Here is a 12334-nt window from a genome sequence, read left to right as displayed (position 1 = left end):
TGCAATATGGTGAGTGTTTTTCAGACTATTCACAGCTATTTTTATACTTATGACCGTTTTTTTGCGTTAAACACCACCTTGCCAGGCAAAGCCAGCGGAATGGCACATTCCAGCAGGGGACCAGCCTGGTGTTCACAATGGCGTTCAAGTACGGTGAACTCTGTCTGGTCGCTAACGGGCAGGGTAAGTAAAGAGTGAGTAAAAGCTGGGGTTGTAGCCATAAGGGCATCCTCTTTGGTGGTTATTACCTTTACACCACCGAGAGGTTCCAATCTCTGCTGGTGGTGAGCTGAGCAGGGTTGGAACTACCGGACACCAAAGAACCCGGCGAACCTTTCGGTTCCCCTGCCCAACTCACCATAATGAGGGCGAGCGAGCGCGACACAGAGTAACACGTAAAACGTGACTTGTGCTCTTTGGCAATTCGGGGTTCCAATCCCGGCACCTGATTATGCAGGTGCCGGGAAAAAATACTGTTTTTGCTGCTTTTGGGCAAGCAAACGCCTGCGGCCATGCTCGCAAAACTTGCTGAAATTACATGTAATTCAGGCCAGAAGGCCTGGCGGTGTTATGGAGAGACTGGCAGGCAGTAGTTTTTGGCTTCAGGCTCCAGTGGGTTGTCGACGGGCTTTGCGGTATCGCAGGCCAATACCAGGTTGTCACTTTTTGAATAGCCATCGAACACGCCACCTGCGCGGTAACCATCGTACAGGCTGAGCTCCCCTTCAGGTTGATCCAGTACCAAAGTCCAGTGAAGATACAAATCCTGTGGCCCAATGGGAATAAATACCTGCCAGTTGCCTTCCGGGTGCAGGGCAAAATGCCCGTTGGCATCGGTTTGCGACGAAACAATTTTCTTACCAAAATCAGTGACAGATACCGTGGCTCCGGCTAACGGTTTCCCGGCATGGCTTAGCGTGCCTTCAATTTGTGGGCTGGTATATTGGTGGTGCAGGCAGCCGCTCAGTAACAGTGGGCTGGCAATAATCAGCACGGCATACCTGAAGAGCAATATGGCGGTGGCGGGGGGCTTTTGCCCTTTCAGGACAGCGATTATCCCACTTTTAACGGCAGAGACTTTCTCGGCAACCGCGCGTTCAAGTGACTGCGCGGGGGAAGTAAACGGCCCTGCGGTGAAATGAAAAATACTGAGTATCAGCGCACAGGCACCCAACAACATGCCTGCATAACTCCATTTATTTTCTAAAAACGTATTCATCAACATCCTTGTAGAACTGGAAATATACTGGCGGCATCTGAATAGTGTATTCAGGTAATGAACCGGGCATCGCCAGCACTGTGTATGATAACTGCAATTATGGCCCGCAACGCCCTGAAAGGGAAGGTATCATCCGGGTAAGCCAGCCAGGCATAGTCTTATTTTTATTGAAAAATCCATAGGCAATTGCCCAAAAAGCCAGTTATATCGCTCACAGTTTTTATCCTGTGGTTAGGGAAAATAACAAATCTGAATAAAGAGTGATCCGCTGGGCATAATATTAAAATTAAGGTGTTATTTTATTGAAACTTCATTTCAATAATGGATTTATGTATGCATAACAAAATGGCGTTACCATTACTTGCTGTGTGTATGGCGGGTTCAGCTTACCTGCCTTCTTCTCTGGCTGCGCAACCTGCGGTACTTGCCTTAACATTCCCGGATAAAGTCTGTGATATTACCCAATATGGTGCTCAGGGGCAGCGCCTGCAAATTGCGTTAAATACAGAAGCGATTCAGAAAGCGATTGATGACTGTGCGCAGGCCGGGGGCGGTACAGTGCTGGTTCCCCGCGGAAATTACCTGACCAACCCGCTATTTTTGAAAAGTAATATCCAGTTAAAGCTAATGAAGGATGCAACGCTGGTTGCTTCTACAGAGACAGAGGCTTACCGGGCAAACCCACAGCAAAAGTATGCCGAAGCGGAGAATGGCTGGTTGCCGTTCATTAGTATTGCGGATGCTGAAAACGTGGCTATTACCGGTGAAGGCACTATCGACGGGCAGGGCGCAGTTTGGTGGGAACGCTGGCGTGAGAATATCCGTAAAACCGGGAAAAAAGGCAGCACAGATCGCCCAAGGCTTATCTATATTAAAAACGCCAGCCAGGTATTGATTGATGGCGTAACGCTGACTCACTCGCCCAGTTTCCATGTTGTGATGCGTTATTCCCATGATATCACCGTGAATGGTACGCATATTTTATCGCCATGGCATGCACCAAACACCGATGCCATTGACCCAATAAACAGCCGCAATATCCGGATCACTAACAATTACATTGATTGCAACGATGACCATATTGCGATCAAAGCAGAAAAACCGGATCCCCGCTTCCCGGATGGCGTGGTTGATAATATTTATATCGCGAATAATACCCTTAAACAGGGGCGTGGAATATCCATTGGTAGTGAAACTTCGGGCGGTGTTAATAATGTTCTGGTAGAAAATAATACCTTTGAAGGTTCAATGTACGGTATTCGTATTAAGAGCCCGCGCGGCAAAGGTGGCGAAGTAAAAAATGTCACTTACCGGAATACCCGTATGCATGATGTCGAAGTGCCTCTGGTGTTCTCTGCGTATTACAAAGCTGCGCCAATTGTGCAAACCGAAGTGGATGAAATGCTGAAAGCCGGGGGCTTTACCCTGGGCGAGCAGATTTACCCGCCAGATACTGACCCAAAGCAACCCTTTGATAAATACAAAACACCTCACTTCAGCAATATTACGGTGGAGAACCTGACTTCGACAGGGAACAGCCACGCAGCGGCGTATATTATTGGCACGCCGGAAGCCCCTTTAAGCGGTTTCCGCTTTGTGAATGTGAATATTACTGCAGACCAGGGCCTGCGAGTTCGTAATGCAGAGCTGGCGACATCCGGGTTAGTGCTTACCGTGAAAACTGGCCCCGCTATCAAACAGGATGCCGGTACCAAAATCACAGAGTAACGCCCTGACAGGCCGGGGTCAGTGGCGGGCGGTGTGTATCATGCCCATGCCCGCCACGGGGCTGGCTTCCGGTTATTCTGCAACCTGAGCCATACCCGCTTTATATGGGGGAAGTTACCCGTCTGTAGAGCGGCTTAATGCTTCCCAGTGGTCAATATCGTGCTGCATTTGTTGGAGCTTCTCCCGCACCAGTTGTACGGCATCACTGCCCAATAGCAGTGAAACCGGCGGCTCAGGGCTGTTAATTAACTGCAACATCGCGCTGGCGGCTTTTGCCGGGTCTCCAGGCTGGTGCCCACTGCGTTTTTCACGCGTTTCCCGTATTGGGTTAAAGCTTGCGTCGTAATCACTGATGGTGCGCGCAGAACGCACCATCGAACGCCCCGCCCAGTCAGTACGAAATGAACCGGGTTGAACCGCAGTCACGAAAATATTAAATGGCTTGAGCTCTTTACTCAGGGTTTCAGAAATCCCCTGCAGGGCAAATTTACTGCCACAGTAATAGCTGATGCCTGGCATGGTAATAAAACCGCCCATCGAAGTAATATTCAGAATACGCCCGGCCCGGCGCGCCCGGAAATAAGGCAGAAACGCTTTAATCACTGCGACAGCGCCAAAGACATTGACGTCAAACTGGTGGCGGGCTTCACTCAACGGTGATTCTTCCATCACGCCTTCATGCCCGTAACCGGCATTATTCACCAGCACATCAACCGCACCGATTTCCTGTTCAATAGTGGCGGCAAGTGTGTCAACGGCCGCGACATTGGTTACGTCCAGAATATGCCCAAAACTCTGGCCCGGGGCCAGGGCGTCAAATGCCTGTTTTGCCTGCTCAGTGCGTACTGTTCCCACCACACGGTGCCCGGCTTTAAGTGCTTCTTTGGCTAGTGCCTGCCCAAAGCCGCTACTCACACCGGTAATAAAAAGTAATTTTGCTGAGTTCATGGTTCGCTCCTGGTCAAAAGGGATACACAGGATAGAATTCAGAGCATCGCAGCGGTATCCCGGTTCCTCTGTAAGGTTTGCCTGTTCCTCTGACCTGGCTGGACACCAACAGCCATTGAATGAGATGCTGAATACCCGTCACGTTGCCAGGGTTCAGCTATGACCATGACTTCTGCACAAGTAAACCGCCAGATGGTGGCGCTGTTGGGCCAGTTAACGCCGCAGGAAGGCTACAACATCACGCCGCTGGGCGACGTGCGGTTTTTACGGTCCAACCGCCCGCTTTTGCGTACACCGGTGTTATATGAGCCAGGTATTGTGATTGTTGTCCAGGGCCGCAAGCGTGGTTTTCTGGGGCGGGATGTCTATTTATATGATTCCCGGCACTACCTGATGGTGTCCGTGCCAGTGCCTTTTACGATGGAAACCGATGCCAGTGCTGAAGAGCCGATGCTGGCGATTTATATGCGGCTGGACTTCCGCCTGGCGGCCGAGCTGATGCTGGCGCTTGATGGCCGGGGGAAAAGCCCGGCTGCTCCCCCGCGCAGTATGGTGTCCAGCCCCATGGACTCACAACTGAGCGCTTCGGTGTTACGTTTTCTGCAGGTGATGTCTTCCCCGCTGGATGCCGAAATTCTTGGCCCGGCGATGGTGAGAGAAATTTATTACCGGGTATTTACCGGCGCGCAGGGGGAAACGTTGCGCAGTGCACTGGGCATGCAGGGGCAGTTTGGTAAAGTGGCGAAAGCGTTACGCAAACTCCATGCGGAATATGCGTCGCGCCTGGATGTGGCGGCACTGGCGAAAGAAGCGGGTATGAGCCAGCCAACCTTTCACAGCCATTTTAAGACCGTAACAGATACCTCACCAATGCAGTACCTGAAATCAACCCGGTTGCACCAGGCCCGGCTGCTGATGCTGAGAAACAACCTGACGGCATCTGCTGCCTGTGCTCAAGTTGGGTATGAAAGCCTGTCACAATTCAGCCGCGAATTTAAACGCCTGTTTGGCCTGTCGCCCAGCCATGAGATAGCGCGGATGAAGCACAATTTTGCACTGCCGGCACCGGCCACGCCTTCGGTCTTTGTCTCTTCACATTAACCCCACAGGTTGCGTAAACTGAGGATCTCCGGTTTACCCGCGCGCCTTTTCTGAAAAGTGCTGAATGCTGTTTTTCGGGGCTGAAAATAACTCTGGTGATTAAGGATACTGCTGTTATGCGAACCCGGCCTTCTGCCCGGCTGTTAATTATCAACCCGGCCCATCAGGTTTTACTGTTTCGTTTCGAGCACAACGATGATGCCCTTGCAGGGCAGGGCTATTGGGCCACACCTGGCGGTGGTGTTGAAGATGGGGAGTCTTTTGCCCAGGCCGCAGTCAGGGAGTTGCGCGAAGAAACCGGCATAATACGGGACACCGTTGGTGAGCCGGTTGCACAAAGCGCTTTCGAAATGCTGTTACCCAGTGGGGAGCGTGTTCTGGCAAATGAACGCTTTTTTGTTATACGGGCAGGTAACAGCGAAATCAGCCATGAAGGCTGGAGCCACCACGAACAGCAAGTCATGAAACAACACCGCTGGTGGAGTATGCCGGCGCTGGCTGGCAGCCCGGAAATAATCTACCCGGCAGACATTATCCAAATCCTGTCTGGTGCCGGTGTGTTCCCCCCGTTGGGTACCCGGCAGGGGGATTAGCGAAAGTGCTGAACCAGCACGGCGCCAATAAATACGCCAAAAGCCCCTAGAATACCCGGCAGGTTTTGTGGGGCAGGAATGGGCAGTTTTAAAAAGGCGAAACTGCCCCCCATGATTAGCCCTGCTAACAGCGCCCAAAGGTTTTCCATCGTTATTCCCCCTGGCGGCGGTAAACAGCATTCAGGAAGGTGTCCAGTTGTGCCGCTATAAAACTGCGTGTTTTTGCATCCTGTAACTTCCCGTCCTGAATCTTCTCTGCGGCGGAAGTAATCACAATTTCTGGCAGGGCGACCAGCTCACACAGCATGGAAGAGAGTGTTTCCCGCAACTGGTATTGAGCCCGTACCCCGCCCAGCGCACTGGTAGATTGTGAAATAAAAAAGACCGGCTTGCCCATCATTGCACTGGCTCTTACCGGCCGGGAAAGCCAGTCGAGCGCATTCTTCAGCACGCCTGGAATACCGTGGTTATATTCCGATGTGACAATAATCACCGCATCGCACTGGCTTACGGCAGAGCGCGCATCGTGAATCAGCGCAGGCATTGCTTCCTGCTCAACATCCTGGTTGTAGTGGGGATATTCCCCAATCGGTAATGTGTGAACTTGCGTATTTGCAGGCAGGCATTCAATTGCACAGGCCAGTACGGCCTGGGAATGAGACTGCCGGCGTATGCCGCTGTGCAGGCAAATTATATTCAGTGGTTTCATCATTTATTTTTCCTTGTTAATTGAGTTAAGACTAAACTGATGCTGGTATTTTAAATAAATTTTTGCGTGGTTCTTTCGCTATTCAGCCAAAGTGATTTGCTAAACGGCCAGGTTGACATGACAACAGCGTTTTTCCCGATAAATGCGGCGTATATGAAGCACGCATCCGGTAACGAGGTGGCTTTCCACGCTCACCAGCAGGGGCAACTGACCATTGCGATTAAGGGCTCCGTCAGAATTCAGGCGGTGAACGGGTGGTGGCTTGCCATACCCGGTGCGGGTATTTGGGTACCGGCGGGCATCAGCCACCGGGCGCACTATACCGAATCTGCGGAACTGCTTAATTTGCGTTTCGATGCCCATGAGCAGGGCGTCCCGGAAAATGTGGCTTTGCTGATGGTTTCACCGCTACTGATGGCATTGGCGCACCAGGCGTATAAGCTTGGGCAGTCGCAGGCTGATCTGCCACAACTGGGCGTGGTGCGGCAACTGGTTGTGTACCAGCTGCGTGATAACCAGGCCTCTTCTGGCTTGTTTATTGCCGACGGCCAGGATAAACGCCTGCGGGTGGTGACGGCATTACTGAAAGATAACCCCGGGTGCAATAAAACTCTGGCTGAACTGGCCGATACAGCGCATTCAAGCCCACGGACACTGGCCCGGTTATTCGAAAAAGAAACACAACTGAATTTTACTGCCTGGCGGGAGCGGTTACGTATTCTCACAGCAATTGAGCGGTTGTTGATTGGGGTGCCCGCAACGGCAGTTGCCTTTGATATGGGGTTCCAAAGCGCCAGCAGTTTTTCTACTGCTTTTCGTAAGATTATGGGGGTACCGCCCGGGCAATATTTGCGCCAGGTGCAACGCAATAATAAAGCCCAGGGGTAGCCCTGGCACTGCCTTACCTGGTGCTTACAGGTCATTCAACTGCAAGCGCGTAATCAATTGCCTGCGGTTGGTTTCACTGTGTGTCATCGTGTTGCGTGCGCCAGCAGAAAGCGTTGTTGTCATAGTTACTAACATAATGCGGTGACTGAACGCTGAATAGTAGCATCGTTTTTGTCATCTTCCCGTGGTATAGATGGTTTTATATCGCTCAGACCACCTGCGCGGTGGCAGATAATCAGGGGAGAATAGGATGTCAGCCAAATCCAGTATTGCACTTATCGGCCCTGGCGCAATTGGCACCACTGTTGCGGCAGCACTCCATGAAGTGGGGCGCACACCCGTTATTTGTGGGCGTACTGCCCATGCACAACTCACTTTGCGTGCTGATGACGGGCAAGTTGTCGTACCTGGCCCGGTATTAACCAACCCTTCAGAGGTGAAACAGCCTTTCTCGCTGGTGTTTGTTGCGGTGAAAACCACGCAAATGGCTGCAACGGCGCCGTGGTTGTCTGCCCTGTGTGATGAAAACACGGTGGTTTGCGCTCTGCAAAATGGGGTTGAGCAGAAAACGCAGTTTGCTGAATATCTGCCCGGGGTGGTGGTGCTGCCATCGGTTGTGTGGTTCCCTGCTCAGCGTGAGCCTGATTACTCGGTCTGGTTGCGGGCAAAACCACGCCTGACACTGCCAGAAACACCGCACACGGCTGTAGTGCTGGCCGCACTGGAAGGGACGCGGTGCGAGGTGGATGTCGCGGCAGACTTCACCACTATTGCCTGGCGTAAATTGCTGCAGAATGCCGTTGCCGGTTTGATGGTGCTGTCTGGCCGCCGGGCGGGTATGTTCACCCGGCCCGATATCACCGCTCTGGCATATGCCTATTTGCGTGAGTGCCTGCAGGTGGCGCGTGCCGAAGGCGCACAGCTTAGCGATGAGGTACCGGCGGAAATAGTCGCGCGCTTTCAAAATGCCCCGGCTGATTTAGGCACCTCTATTCTGGCCGACCGGGTGGCCGGGCAAACTCTCGAATGGGATATCCGCAATGGCGTGATACAGCGTTATGGGCGGGTTCATGGTATCCCCACGCCGATAAGCGACGTGATTGTGCCGCTTCTGGCTGCAGGCAGCGACGGGCCGGGCTAATACAGCAAGTGTTGCCAGGGGAAGTAGATAACAACCAGGGAGAATAAGTATGGACAGGCACCCGTTACGCCGCATTATCAAGGCCTGCGACCAGGCAATTTCTGAACGTAATTTTGATGTGTTGATGAATTACTATGCCGATGACGCAACGCTGGTGATTAAGCCGGGTATGGTGGTTCAGGGTAAAGAAAAAATAAAGCAGGCGTTTATTGCGATTGCCGAACACTTTCATCACCAGTTGACGGTGGAGCAGGGCAATATACAGGTTATTGAAGGCGGTGGCGATGCTCTGGTAATTATGGAAACGGTGCTGCATTACCCGGATTCAGCGGGCAACACCGTCACCGAAAGCCGGCGCGCAACCTACGTTTTTCGCCAGTATGGGGCAGAAAACTGGCTATGTACCATTGATAATTCTTACGGTACGGCATTGTTGGGCTGATTTTGCCAGAGTCTGCCAGGTTACATTCGCGCCTGCCTGTATAAATAACAGGCAGGCGTCAGCCGCCAGTTTATGGCAACAAATTTTACTGCATCAGATTATTTTTTCAGGGAGAAAACCGCGGGCCTTGAGTGAGTTTCAGGTGGCAGGAAAAGGGCGTTACAGAATGGGCAAATCAGTGTTTTCTTTTTGTTTACCCGGGCTGCACTGTGCTCTGATTTTTTTGCACATTTTGGGCATTCGATGGCGACCAGGAAGGATTTTTGAGTGTCTTTCTTAATATTTTGCATAGATTTTCTTCTGTGATTAACTGCCTACAGCTTAACGTGTTTGGCCTGTTTAATCCCAGAACTTTATGCAGTTATCTGTTTTGCCTGGGAAACCGTCAATAAAATGTAAATAAAAAAATAACCCTTGTTATCCTGGAAGATGTATGAGTTAATCAGCACCGATTTGATACACAGAATCATTATAAGTCGTTCGAAAAGTTGTCCTCATTTCTAAAGTGTATTCCTGCGAGTACCCCTTCTTCTTGAGTCTTCTCTGTAACACGCCGATTGATATCTGTAATTAAATCATTTAAGTAAATGTTTAATTAATAAGGTAAAAAACATGTCTAACAAAATTATCGGCACCGTTAAATGGTTCAACGAAACTAAAGGTTTCGGTTTTATCTCTCCTGAAGATGGCAGCAAAGATGTATTCGTACACTTCTCCGCAATTCAGAGCAACAGCTTCCGTACTCTGGCTGAAGGCCAGAAAGTTGAGTTTTCAGTAGAAGATGGTCAGAAAGGCCCGTCTGCTGTAAACGTGGTAGCACTCTAAGGACATCATTCGTCCTGTATTGGGGCATCTCCGTTGCCCGCGCTGCCAGGGTTCGCAGTATCGTGTGTCATCTTTCGATGTTAAACACGGCAACCCGTTTGGTGCGAAATGCATTTTTTGCAAAGCGGATATGGTGTCTGGCTCAACTGTTTGTTCACTTATCAATAAAGTGAACGCAGCACAGGTCAATATTCACCAATAGCAAAAACCCGGTTCTGATACCGGGTTTTTTAATGCCTGCTATACCGCAATTCTGCGGGTTCCTGAGCTTTTTTTCTCTCTTCTGCTACAGCCTGATTAATGAAACTATCTCATTACTCTATTCGCGTATTGCGCCTTACTCTGCCTGCGTTTTTTCCCTAAGATCATCGCTATATTGCCCGTATCAGGCGGGTGAGTGTTTTTTACCAGTGAAAAGGCTGTGCTGTTTCACTGTTGCAGAGAGGTAGTGGTGTCCCGGGAAAACCTGAATGACCTTGTCGCTTTTGTCACTGTTGCCAGAGAGCATAGCTTTACCCGTGCCGCAGCGTTGCTGGGGGTGTCTCAATCGGCGCTGAGCCACAGTATGCGCAGCCTGGAAAGCCGGCTGGGGCTTCGGCTGCTAACCCGCACAACCCGCAGTGTTTCAACAACAGATGTGGGGCAGCGTTTGTTTGAATCACTCGCGCCGCGCTTTGAAGCGATCCGTGAAGATCTGGTGGCAATCAGCGATCTGCGCGATAAACCGATGGGTACAGTACGTATCACCGCTACCGATTACGCTATCAAATATATCCTCTGGCCAAAGCTTAAAACCCTGCTGCACCGCTACCCGGATATCAACCTTGAACTGGTGAATGAGTATGCGCTATCGGATATTGCCGCTCAGCGTTTTGACGCCGGTGTGCGCCTGGGGGAACAGGTGGCAAATGGTATGGTTTCGGTGCGTATCAGCCCGGATGTGCGTTTTGCTGTAGTTGGCTCACCCGGTTATTTTGCCGGGCGCACTATACCCAACACACCACAGGATCTGGTTCATCACCGCTGCATTAACCTGCGTTTAGCCACCCACGGCGGTTTGTATGCCTGGGAGTTCGCGCACCAGGGTCAGGAAATCAGTGTACGTGTGGAAGGGCAGGTGGTGTTCAATGATGCCTTTCAGTTAACAGAAGCGGCACTGGATGGTTTCGGGCTGGCGTATGTGCCTGAAGCATTAGTGGAAGAACATATTGTTTCCGGGCGTTTGCAGCGCGTATTGCTGGATTATTGCCCGGTGTGGAGTGGGCACCATTTGTATTACCCCAGCCGCCAGCAGTCTTCCCGGGCGCTGTCATTAGTGGTTGATGCGCTACGCGTGCAGGGAAAACCGGCCGGAATGAACGATACCCCGGCCAGTTAATTACGCGGGGTTATGCCGCGTGGCGTGATGCAAAAACGTCTTTAAATACCGGCAGGGCGGAGAAAATATTCGGCCAGCCGGCAACAAAGGCCAGTTGAGTCAGCACTTCTGAGGCCTGGGTTTCAGTCAGTCCGTTGTCCATGGCTTTATTCAGGTGGTAAGGCACTTGCGCCACCTGCCCCGCGGTAACCAGCGCACTCACGGTAACCAGACTACGGTCGCGCGGAGCAAGGCCCGGGCGCAGCCACAGGTTACGGAACAGGGCATCCGTGGTGTACTGCACTACACCCGGAGATACTTTGCCAAAGTTGGCCTCAACCATCGTGGCGCGTTTATTCTCGGTTGCTTCATCCAGTGGCAGGAACGCAACGTCTGCGCCCGGCAGGCTGGAGGTATCAATATGGCGTTGTTGAAAAACGTCACGAGTGACAACGGCGGCAGAAGACGCATTGGGCCAGCCTGCATAAAAGGCCAGGTGAGTGATAGTCTCTGAGATTTCCGTTGGCGTTACACCACTGTCCAGCGCCACATTCAGGTAATGGGGTAGCTCTGCGGTGTCTTTCCGGCTAATTAGCGCTGCCAGTGTTACCAGGCTGCGGTCGCGGTGCGATAACGCCGGGCGGTTCCATAAATCTTGAATAAATTTATCTGAATAAGCCGCCATTGCAGGTGCAACGTCAGCAACGGCTCGTTGGGTATTATCTGTCATAGGTAAAGAACTCCTGCTTGTGTCTTTTGGGGCACACCCCGCCAGGCCCAGCATGGCTATGCATAACATGGCTGTGACGGTTTTCATTGGGCGGCCACCGGGTTGTATTGTTCATCACTGACTTTTTCCAGCCACTCAACATTCTTGCCCGAGTCATCTATTTCCTGAATGGCGATATGCGCCATGCCGGTTTTGTCGGTAGCACCATGCCAGTGCTTCACTCCTGGCGGGCATGCCACAACATCGCCAGCATGCACCACTTTTCTCTCGCCACCCCATTCCTGAACCCAGCCAGTGCCAGATGTAATGACCAGTGTTTGCCCAAGCGGGTGGGTATGCCATGCCGAGCGTGCGCCTGGCTCAAAGGTGACTAAACCTGCACTGGCACGTTGCGGGGTTTTTGGTGAAGGAAATAACGGGTCTATCCAGGCCTTGCCTGTGAAGGTGGCTTCAGGGCCGGCAATATATGCCCGGCTACCACTCGATGAGATGGACATATGTGGCGATGTTTCTGCATGGGCAGATACGCCAGCGAACATAACAAGTGCAGCTACTGCAGAGGTAAAGCGGATCATCATACTCTCCTGTTATGAAAAGAACGTCAGTTCTGTTTGATTCGCGAAACGGGGTAACTTAATGATTCCCCATAATAT

Annotated in this window: 17 protein-coding genes; 9 read left to right on the top strand and 8 right to left on the bottom strand. The window is 51.6% G+C overall.

What is annotated here, in order from left to right:
• Positions 1 to 47 precede the first annotated feature (47 nt).
• Both DT73_RS26400 and DT73_RS26675 read right to left on the bottom strand, forming a co-directional pair.
• Positions 48 to 221, bottom strand: coding sequence for a hypothetical protein (locus tag DT73_RS26400; RefSeq protein ID WP_160173954.1), 174 nt, complete (start codon positions 219 to 221; stop codon positions 48 to 50).
• Between the two features lie 347 nt (positions 222 to 568).
• Positions 569 to 1219, bottom strand: coding sequence for a hypothetical protein (locus DT73_RS26675; RefSeq protein WP_235234403.1), 651 nt, complete (start codon positions 1217 to 1219; stop codon positions 569 to 571).
• Positions 1220 to 1552: 333 nt separating this feature from the next.
• On the opposite strand from DT73_RS26675, the gene DT73_RS04135 reads away from it, so the two are divergent.
• Positions 1553 to 2947, top strand: coding sequence for a glycoside hydrolase family 28 protein (locus DT73_RS04135; RefSeq protein WP_036104364.1), 1395 nt, complete (start codon positions 1553 to 1555; stop codon positions 2945 to 2947).
• 114 nt (positions 2948 to 3061) lie between these two features.
• On the opposite strand, the gene DT73_RS04130 is transcribed toward DT73_RS04135, so the two are convergent.
• Positions 3062 to 3895 carry an oxidoreductase gene (locus tag DT73_RS04130; protein ID WP_036104358.1) on the bottom strand — a complete coding sequence of 278 codons (834 nt, stop codon included), beginning with the start codon at positions 3893 to 3895 and terminating at the stop codon, positions 3062 to 3064.
• Between the two features lie 159 nt (positions 3896 to 4054).
• Between DT73_RS04130 and DT73_RS04125 the strand changes: the two genes are divergently transcribed.
• Both DT73_RS04125 and DT73_RS04120 read left to right on the top strand, forming a co-directional pair.
• Entirely contained in the window at positions 4055 to 4996 is a 942-nt protein-coding gene (locus DT73_RS04125) for an AraC family transcriptional regulator (RefSeq protein ID WP_036104356.1), read from the top strand.
• Between the two features lie 116 nt (positions 4997 to 5112).
• Positions 5113 to 5589 carry an NUDIX hydrolase gene (locus tag DT73_RS04120; protein ID WP_036104353.1) on the top strand — a complete coding sequence of 159 codons (477 nt, stop codon included), beginning with the start codon at positions 5113 to 5115 and terminating at the stop codon, positions 5587 to 5589.
• Here DT73_RS04120 and DT73_RS25360 read toward each other — a convergent pair.
• Together DT73_RS25360 and DT73_RS04115 are read right to left on the bottom strand one after the other, a co-directional pair.
• Positions 5586 to 5738 (bottom strand): DUF1427 family protein, encoded by a 153-nt coding sequence (locus tag DT73_RS25360; protein WP_110027667.1) that lies wholly within the window; start codon positions 5736 to 5738, stop codon positions 5586 to 5588. The two genes, DT73_RS04120 and DT73_RS25360, sit on opposite strands and share 4 nt — an antisense overlap.
• A 2-nt stretch (positions 5739 to 5740) precedes the next feature.
• The gene (locus DT73_RS04115) at positions 5741 to 6301 is read right to left on the bottom strand and encodes an NADPH-dependent FMN reductase (RefSeq protein WP_051691266.1); all 561 of its coding nucleotides are present in this window, start codon (positions 6299 to 6301) and stop codon (positions 5741 to 5743) included.
• A 114-nt stretch (positions 6302 to 6415) separates the two neighbouring features.
• Here DT73_RS04115 and DT73_RS04110 point away from each other — a divergent pair, with 114 nt between their 5' ends.
• The 3 genes from DT73_RS04110 to DT73_RS04100 all read left to right on the top strand — a co-directional run bounded on the left by DT73_RS04110 (position 6416) and on the right by DT73_RS04100 (position 8769).
• Positions 6416 to 7186, top strand: coding sequence for an AraC family transcriptional regulator (locus DT73_RS04110; protein ID WP_036104350.1), 771 nt, complete (start codon positions 6416 to 6418; stop codon positions 7184 to 7186).
• Between the two features lie 250 nt (positions 7187 to 7436).
• Positions 7437 to 8327 (top strand): oxidoreductase, encoded by an 891-nt coding sequence (locus tag DT73_RS04105; RefSeq protein WP_036104347.1) that lies wholly within the window; start codon positions 7437 to 7439, stop codon positions 8325 to 8327.
• Between the two features lie 49 nt (positions 8328 to 8376).
• A complete protein-coding gene (locus tag DT73_RS04100; protein WP_036104344.1) occupies positions 8377 to 8769 on the top strand; it encodes a DUF4440 domain-containing protein in 393 nt (130 codons plus the stop codon).
• A 98-nt stretch (positions 8770 to 8867) separates the two neighbouring features.
• Here the strand turns inward: DT73_RS04100 and DT73_RS26670 are convergent, their stop codons facing one another.
• On the bottom strand, positions 8868 to 9059 hold the full coding sequence (locus tag DT73_RS26670; protein ID WP_036104341.1) for a YnfU family zinc-binding protein: 192 nt from the start codon (positions 9057 to 9059) through the stop codon (positions 8868 to 8870).
• A 322-nt stretch (positions 9060 to 9381) separates the two neighbouring features.
• On the opposite strand from DT73_RS26670, the gene cspE reads away from it, so the two are divergent.
• The 3 genes from cspE to DT73_RS04080 all read left to right on the top strand — a co-directional run bounded on the left by cspE (position 9382) and on the right by DT73_RS04080 (position 10972).
• Positions 9382 to 9594, top strand: a complete 213-nt coding sequence (gene cspE / locus DT73_RS04090; RefSeq protein WP_036104338.1) for a transcription antiterminator/RNA stability regulator CspE — start codon at positions 9382 to 9384, stop codon at positions 9592 to 9594.
• Positions 9595 to 9613: 19 nt separating this feature from the next.
• Complete coding sequence (locus tag DT73_RS26665; RefSeq protein ID WP_110027660.1) at positions 9614 to 9796, top strand: cold-shock protein; 183 nt, start codon at positions 9614 to 9616, stop codon at positions 9794 to 9796.
• Positions 9797 to 10045: 249 nt separating this feature from the next.
• Positions 10046 to 10972: a LysR family transcriptional regulator gene (locus DT73_RS04080; RefSeq protein ID WP_051691271.1), complete on the top strand. Its 927-nt coding sequence runs from the start codon at positions 10046 to 10048 to the stop codon at positions 10970 to 10972.
• Positions 10973 to 10982: 10 nt separating this feature from the next.
• Here DT73_RS04080 and DT73_RS04075 read toward each other — a convergent pair whose 3' ends face one another.
• The gene (locus tag DT73_RS04075; RefSeq protein ID WP_036104332.1) at positions 10983 to 11768 is read right to left on the bottom strand and encodes a carboxymuconolactone decarboxylase family protein; all 786 of its coding nucleotides are present in this window, start codon (positions 11766 to 11768) and stop codon (positions 10983 to 10985) included.
• A complete protein-coding gene (locus tag DT73_RS04070) occupies positions 11765 to 12256 on the bottom strand; it encodes a cupin domain-containing protein (RefSeq protein ID WP_036104327.1) in 492 nt (163 codons plus the stop codon). The genes DT73_RS04075 and DT73_RS04070 overlap by 4 nt, the downstream gene beginning before the upstream one ends.
• Positions 12257 to 12334: the final 78 nt, after the last annotated feature.

It is taken from the genome of Mangrovibacter sp. MFB070 (assembly GCF_000705335.1).
In the GTDB taxonomy this organism is placed as follows: domain Bacteria; phylum Pseudomonadota; class Gammaproteobacteria; order Enterobacterales; family Enterobacteriaceae; genus Mangrovibacter; species Mangrovibacter plantisponsor.
This window is presented reverse-complemented; position numbering and strand designations above follow the sequence as displayed.

Excerpts from the sequence above, each read along its gene's own strand:
- DT73_RS26400 (WP_160173954.1), bottom strand. The coding sequence starts at position 221 with ATGGCTACAACCCCAGCTTTTACTCACTCTTTACTTACCCTGCCCGTT.
- DT73_RS26675 (WP_235234403.1), bottom strand. The coding sequence starts at position 1,219 with ATGAATACGTTTTTAGAAAATAAATGGAGTTATGCAGGCATGTTGTTG.
- DT73_RS04135 (WP_036104364.1), top strand. The coding sequence starts at position 1,553 with ATGCATAACAAAATGGCGTTACCATTACTTGCTGTGTGTATGGCGGGT.
- DT73_RS04130 (WP_036104358.1), bottom strand. The coding sequence starts at position 3,895 with ATGAACTCAGCAAAATTACTTTTTATTACCGGTGTGAGTAGCGGCTTT.
- DT73_RS04125 (WP_036104356.1), top strand. The coding sequence starts at position 4,055 with ATGACCATGACTTCTGCACAAGTAAACCGCCAGATGGTGGCGCTGTTG.
- DT73_RS04120 (WP_036104353.1), top strand. The coding sequence starts at position 5,113 with ATGCGAACCCGGCCTTCTGCCCGGCTGTTAATTATCAACCCGGCCCAT.
- DT73_RS25360 (WP_110027667.1), bottom strand. The coding sequence starts at position 5,738 with ATGGAAAACCTTTGGGCGCTGTTAGCAGGGCTAATCATGGGGGGCAGT.
- DT73_RS04115 (WP_051691266.1), bottom strand. The coding sequence starts at position 6,301 with ATGATGAAACCACTGAATATAATTTGCCTGCACAGCGGCATACGCCGG.
- DT73_RS04110 (WP_036104350.1), top strand. The coding sequence starts at position 6,416 with ATGACAACAGCGTTTTTCCCGATAAATGCGGCGTATATGAAGCACGCA.
- DT73_RS04105 (WP_036104347.1), top strand. The coding sequence starts at position 7,437 with ATGTCAGCCAAATCCAGTATTGCACTTATCGGCCCTGGCGCAATTGGC.
- DT73_RS04100 (WP_036104344.1), top strand. The coding sequence starts at position 8,377 with ATGGACAGGCACCCGTTACGCCGCATTATCAAGGCCTGCGACCAGGCA.
- DT73_RS26670 (WP_036104341.1), bottom strand. The coding sequence starts at position 9,059 with ATGCAAAATATTAAGAAAGACACTCAAAAATCCTTCCTGGTCGCCATC.
- cspE (WP_036104338.1), top strand. The coding sequence starts at position 9,382 with ATGTCTAACAAAATTATCGGCACCGTTAAATGGTTCAACGAAACTAAA.
- DT73_RS04075 (WP_036104332.1), bottom strand. The coding sequence starts at position 11,768 with ATGAAAACCGTCACAGCCATGTTATGCATAGCCATGCTGGGCCTGGCG.
- DT73_RS04070 (WP_036104327.1), bottom strand. The coding sequence starts at position 12,256 with ATGATCCGCTTTACCTCTGCAGTAGCTGCACTTGTTATGTTCGCTGGC.